Below are 1,447 nucleotides of genomic sequence, written 5' to 3' on the forward strand. Positions count from 1 at the left end.
TAGCAGCCCGTTGACGAATGCGGCGCGGCCTGATTCTGACACCTGGGGCAGGCGGCGGCAGGTGTCGGATGGCGCTGGGGCGGCAGCGGGATCGACAGTCGGAGATGCTGGTGGCGTGGTCGGAGATGCCACGCTCACCGGGACATGCGTTCTACGACCGGCTGCAGGTCGAACTCGTCGCGGCCGGGTTCGACGGCTTCGTCGAGGGGCTGTGCGCGGCGCACTACGCGGAGCGGCGCGGCCGTCCCTCGCTGCCGCCGGGGCGCTACTTCCGCATGCTGCTCGTCGGCTACTTCGAGGGCATCGACAGCGAGCGGGGGCTGGAATGGCGCTGCGCCGACAGCCTGTCGTTGCGCGAGTTCCTCCGCCTCGGCGAGCGCGAGCGGGTGCCCGACCATTCCTGGCTGAGCCGCACGCGCTCGCGGCTGCCGCTCGAGCTGCACGATGCGGTCTTCACCTGGGTGCTGCAGCGGCTGGCCGAGCGCGGCCTGGTGAAGGGCGAGCGGATCGGCGTCGACGCCTCGACGATGGAGGCCAACGCGGCGCTGCGCGGCATCGTCCGACGCGGCAGCGGTGAAGGCTATCGCGAGATGCTCACCTGCATGGCCCGCGAGAGCGGCATCGACACGCCGACGGCCGACGACCTCATCCGGCTCGATCGCACCCGCAAGGGCAAGAAGCTCTCCAACACCGAATGGGAGAGCCCGACCGATCCTGACGCGCGCATCGCCCGGCTGAAGGATGGCCGCACGCGGCTGGCGCACAAGCCGGAGCACGCGGTCGACCTCGACACCGGCGCGGTGGTCGCCGCCGAGATGCACGCCGCCGACCGCGGCGACACCGCCACCCTGCCGGACACGCTGGCGAGCGCCGCGCGGCATCTCGACGCGGTCGACGCGGCGCCGAGCATAGAGGCACCGGCCGAGTTGGTGGCGGACAAGGGCTACCATTCCCGCGCGACGCTGAAGGCGCTCGACGACGGCCCATGGAAGACGCGCATCGCCGAGCCGAAGCGCGACGGCTTCCTGCGCTGGCATGGCGACGATGCCGCCCGCCGGGCCGTGGTCAACAACCGCACCCGGCTGCTCTCCGGGGTCGCCCGCGCCGCCTTCAGGCTGCGCGCCGAGATCGTCGAGCGCTGCTTCGCCCTGGCGCTCGACCGGGGCGGCATGCGCCGGACTTGGCTGCGCGGGCGGGACAACATCCACAAGCGCTACCTGATCCACGTCGCCGGCTACAATCTCGGCCTGATCATGCGCCTGCTGACCGGTGCCGGAACTCCCAGGGCGTTCCAGGACAGGCTCTCCGCCTGCCTCGCCGCCGTCATCCTGCCGAACGGCTCTCCGATGATGCTGCTGATCGTCGTCGCCGGCGATCAGACCCCCGCCATCGCCATCAGCTTGGAGCCAGACCCTCTCGACTGAACGACCACTTCTTCAACGGGCTG

Annotated in this window: 1 protein-coding gene; it reads left to right on the forward strand. The window is 71.1% G+C overall.

Annotated features, from left to right (window positions below; translation table 11 throughout):
- Positions 1 to 125: 125 nt before the first annotated feature.
- Positions 126 to 1,424, forward strand: coding sequence for a transposase (locus F563_RS0120965; protein ID WP_211211463.1), 1,299 nt, complete (start codon positions 126 to 128; stop codon positions 1,422 to 1,424).
- Positions 1,425 to 1,447 lie beyond the last annotated feature (23 nt).

The sequence above is a fragment of the Elioraea tepidiphila DSM 17972 genome, assembly GCF_000378465.1.
GTDB classification, from domain to species: domain Bacteria; phylum Pseudomonadota; class Alphaproteobacteria; order Acetobacterales; family Acetobacteraceae; genus Elioraea; species Elioraea tepidiphila.